4 protein-coding genes and 1 pseudogene are annotated in these 3,102 nt (G+C 72.7%); 1 reads left to right on the forward strand and 4 read right to left on the reverse strand.

What is annotated here, in order from left to right:
* From VB739_RS16425 to VB739_RS16440, 4 genes are all read right to left on the reverse strand, one after another.
* Positions 1–522 (reverse strand): CocE/NonD family hydrolase (locus tag VB739_RS16425; RefSeq protein WP_323358088.1); only part of this gene is annotated, 522 nt, incomplete at its 3' end.
* The gene (locus VB739_RS16430) at positions 488–814 is read right to left on the reverse strand and encodes a hypothetical protein (protein ID WP_323358089.1); all 327 of its coding nucleotides are present in this window, start codon (positions 812–814) and stop codon (positions 488–490) included. The genes VB739_RS16425 and VB739_RS16430, both read right to left, overlap by 35 nt.
* Positions 815–876: 62 nt before the next feature.
* Positions 877–1,278, reverse strand: coding sequence for a DUF4332 domain-containing protein (locus VB739_RS16435; RefSeq protein ID WP_323358090.1), 402 nt, complete (start codon positions 1,276–1,278; stop codon positions 877–879).
* 6 nt (positions 1,279–1,284) lie between these two features.
* The gene (locus VB739_RS16440; RefSeq protein WP_323358091.1) at positions 1,285–1,764 is read right to left on the reverse strand and encodes a DUF2518 family protein; all 480 of its coding nucleotides are present in this window, start codon (positions 1,762–1,764) and stop codon (positions 1,285–1,287) included.
* A 139-nt stretch (positions 1,765–1,903) separates the two neighbouring features.
* Between VB739_RS16440 and VB739_RS16445 the strand changes: the two are divergent.
* Positions 1,904–3,102: pseudogene (locus VB739_RS16445) on the forward strand (hypothetical protein); the annotation flags it as partial.

Raw genomic sequence — 3,102 nt, forward strand, 5'->3', positions numbered from 1 at the left:
GGCCCAGCCCAGCCCCAGGGCCCACCAGTGGGCGCCCCCCTCGCTGGCCCAGTGCAGGCGCTCGTCGAGGCCGCACATGGCGGGGCTCAAGCAGTCCGGCAGGGCCGCGTCGTCGTCGACAGCGCTGTTGAGCAGCTGGCTCAGGCCCTGGTAGGAGAAGCCGTAGGTGCCCACCCGGCCGTTGCTGCCCTCCAGCGCGCGGGCCCAGCGGATCGTGGCGGCCCCATCGGCCGCTTCCTGGGCGAAGCCAGCGAAGCCGCCATCGGAGTCACCACGGCCGCGCACGTCCTGCACCACCACCAGGAAGCCGTGGCCGGCGTACCAGCTGGGATGGGCGTAGGTCACGGTGGAGGCGATCGCGCGGCCGTAGGGCTGGCGCATCACCAGCACGGGCCAGGGGCCCTCCCCGTCGGGGAGCCAGAGACGGCTGGCCAGCCGCACCCCGTCCGCCAGCTGCAGGGTGGCGTCCAGGGTCCGGACCACGGCTTCAGAAGACCGTGGAGCAGTGCAGGCCGATGACATAGGTGGCGAGCACCTCCGCATCCATCGGGCTCAGGCCCCGGCTGCTGGCCAGCCCGGAAATCGACGCCTTGGAGGTGGCCGAGACGCCCTGGGCGTTCAGCTGGCGGAACTGCTGGCAGAGGCTCTGGGCCAGGGCAGGGTTCTGCTTCACCGATTCGAGCAGGGCGGACTGGGCGCGGACCATGGGCGCCGCCACGGCGGTGAGGCAGGTGGCGCACAGCAACGCGGTGAGACGCCTGCGAAGGGGATGAGTCGTGGCTTTAGGGGGAGAGAGGCGGGTTGTTGGGGGCATCACTGCCTCCATCCGTTTTCTCCATTCCAGTCACCCGCACCGGTGTGATGCGGGACTGAGGGTCAGTTCGGGGAGCGACTGGAGGCCTGCCTGGCCCGGCGGATCCAACCCAGCACCAGGGGCAGATCCACCGGCGCCACGGCGGCCCCGGTGAGACGCCGCTGCAGCCGGCCCAGCTGCAGCAGCAACTGCTGGGGATCGGCGGCGGCCAGACCGGCGGGGCTGGCGATGCCTCCATGCAGCAACAGGGCTGCCTCTTCCGGGGCCAGGCCCACCGCGCTCACCAGCCGGGCCTGACCCCGCAGGCGGATCAGCTTGGCCTCGCTGGCTTCCCCGGAGGCTGCCAGCTGCCGCAGCTGCCCGTCATCAAGCCCGGCCACGGCCTCCCAGCTCTCGATGCCATCCCGGCGCAGGCGCTGCTGCTCGCGCCGCATGTGGGCCGCTGGCTGGAAGGGGTGGGCCACCAAGGGTCAGACCGCGTCGTCGAGGCTGCTGGTGGCCTGCTCGCGGGTGGTTTCCGCCAGCACCACGGGCCGTGCCAGTCCTGGCTCCACGGCCTCGACCCGCCGCAGCCGCACCCAGACCTGGGCACCACCGTCAGCACCACTGCCGCCACGGCCGCCGCCGCGCAGGTTGCGGGCCACCTGCTCCACCGTGGGGGCCGCCGCTGCGATCTCCAGATCGGCCGGTGCGGCGGCAATGACCAGATCGGTGCCGTTGTCGAACACGACGGGCACCTGGACCGCCCCCGGCACGCTCACCCGCGGGTTGTAGCTGATGGCGAAGGCGAGGCAGGAGAGCGAGAGCAGGGCCGTGAAGCTGGTGATCCCCACCAGCCGGAAGCGAATCCCCCAGCGGGAAAGGAAACCGGCGATGGTCAGCACCGCCAGCACGCCACTGGCGGCACCCAGCCAGGTGCCGGCCACGAGCAGGATCGGATCAGCGGCCATGGGGCTGGGGAAGGCGTGACAAGCCCCTTATATTGCGGCCGCCATGGACGGCGACCGACCCCGGTGGATGCGTTGGAAGCCTGACAACCAGTCTCTTTTTGCCCGCCGACGCGCGTGGAAGGGACTTTTTGCGGTTGGTTTGGCGGGGACGGGCCTGGGTCTCGGGGTCTTCTGGTTCGACCGGATTGTCGCCGGGATCTATTCCCGCTTCCGGCCCACCCTGGAGCGCCAGATCGGCGCGGTCATGGGCCGTCCTCTGGCCCTGGGTCCCTACCGGGGCCTGAAGGCCGATGGCTTCTGGATTGGCTCCAGCCGTTTTCTGCCCGGCCCTCAGGACAGCTCCACCGCGACAGTGGAGGCAGTGCGGCTGCGCATCGACCCGTGGGCCAGCCTGTGGTTGAGAGGGCCCGTGCTGGACCTGGGCCTCAAGGGGGCCCGGGCCGACCTGCGCCGCAACGCCCGGGGCCAGTTCTGGGTGCTGGGATCGGCTCCCCCCGGGCGCGAGCCGCCCCGGATCGACCTGCGCCTGGGTCTGCTCCAGCCCGGCGCGCTGCGGATCTGGGGTGCCGGAGCCACGGCCCGGCCCCTCGATCTGGCCCTCTCGGGTCAGGTGGGGATTCGGCTGCACCGCCGCGCGATCGATCTGGGCCTGCGGCTGGCCCCCCCGGCCGGCAACGGCGGCGGCTCGCTGCTGGTGGATGGTGGGGGCCAGTGGCAGAAGCAGCAGTGGCAGGGCCGCCTGACGGCCCGCCGTTTTCCCCTGGCCTCGCTGCGGTCGTTGTTTCCCGCCGGCGACCGGGCCGGGGGAGAGCTCGCCGGCGTGGCCGACGGGCGCCTGGGGCTGAGCCTCAACGATGGCCTGGCCCGCTGCGACGGCGGCCTGGAGCTGCGGGGCTTGCGCTGGCAGCTGCAGACCGGCTCGCTGCCGCTGACGGCGGAGCGGCTGCCCCTGAGCTGCCGGGAGAGGTCCCTGATCCTTCCCGCCAGCCCCTGGCGCTACGGGACCTGGAGCGGCCGCCTGACGGCCAGGGCCGACACGGATCGCCGTCTGGATCTCCAGCTCGTCGTCCAGCCGCCGCCGCGCCACCCGCTGGGGCGCCAACCCCTGAACGCCGACCTCAAGGGACGCTGGGAGGCCGGACTGCTGCGCATCGCCCGGCTGGATGGCCGGTTGGGTGCCTCCACGCTCAGGGCCAGCGGCGGCGTCGGCCGGTCCCTGGCCCTGGACGCCCGCTGGCGCCTGGATCCCGATGATTTTCCCGCCGCCGCCCAGCTGCCGGAGTGGTTGCGGCAGCCCCTCGCCGGCCGCCTGCGGGCCGATGGACGCCTGGGTGCACC

Origin of the sequence: Cyanobium gracile UHCC 0281, from assembly GCF_034931305.1 — a bacterium.
GTDB lineage: Bacteria > Cyanobacteriota > Cyanobacteriia > PCC-6307 > Cyanobiaceae > Cyanobium > Cyanobium gracile_A.

Bases quoted from the DNA above. Each gene is read 5' to 3' on its own strand.
- VB739_RS16430 (WP_323358089.1), bottom strand. From the start codon at position 814: ATGCCCCCAACAACCCGCCTCTCTCCCCCTAAAGCCACGACTCATCCC.
- VB739_RS16440 (WP_323358091.1), bottom strand. From the start codon at position 1,764: ATGGCCGCTGATCCGATCCTGCTCGTGGCCGGCACCTGGCTGGGTGCC.